A 654-nucleotide genomic window follows, 5' to 3' on the forward strand; every position below is an offset into this window, starting at 1 on the left:
CCGCACCACCGAGCTGGCCGCCCTCGCGGAGCGCCGCGCGAACGGCGCCGCGCCCGCCCCCACGCTCTGGCTGCGCGGCGCGGATCTGCTGGCCGACGACACCTCGATCGCGGACGCCGCGAGCCGGGCGCTCACCCGCGCCGCCCGGATCGTCACCGCGGCCGGGGCCCGCGGCGACATGAGCACGGTCACCCCGGAGCGCGTCGCCCGGCTCGCCGCGGACGCCGGGCATCCGCTCCTGGTGGTCCTCGACGGCCCCGAGGAGATGGAGCCGCTGCTGGCCCACCGGCTCGCCGACTGGACGGCCGGCACCGCCGCCTGGCTGCGCGAGCAGGGCGTCAGGCTCGTCGTGGCCTGCCGTCCCGAGCACTGGGAGACCGCGGGCGCCCTCTACCCGCCGGGCGCCCTGCACCGCCCGCACCGCCCCGCCCGCCGGCTGCCGCCCGCCCTGCGCCTGGGCGACCTCACCCCCGAGCAGGCCGAGCGGGCCAAGGAGGCCTACGGCATCCCGCCCGCCGCCCTCGCCCCCGGCCACGACCGGCACCCGCTCACGCTGAGGCTCCTCGCCGAGGTCCGCGCCGCGCTGCCGCCCGGCGTGCCGGGCCGCCCCGACACCGAGGACGTCTTCGGCGCCCACCTCGACCTGCTGTGCGT

The 654-nt window shown here is 80.4% G+C and carries 1 pseudogene; it reads left to right on the top strand.

The annotated features are described in order from the left end of the window. Window positions 1-654, top strand: a pseudogene (locus tag CR470_RS38315) (serine protease); the annotation flags it as partial.

It is taken from the genome of Streptomyces sp. rh34, assembly GCF_002551245.1.
Lineage (GTDB): Bacteria > Actinomycetota > Actinomycetes > Streptomycetales > Streptomycetaceae > Streptomyces.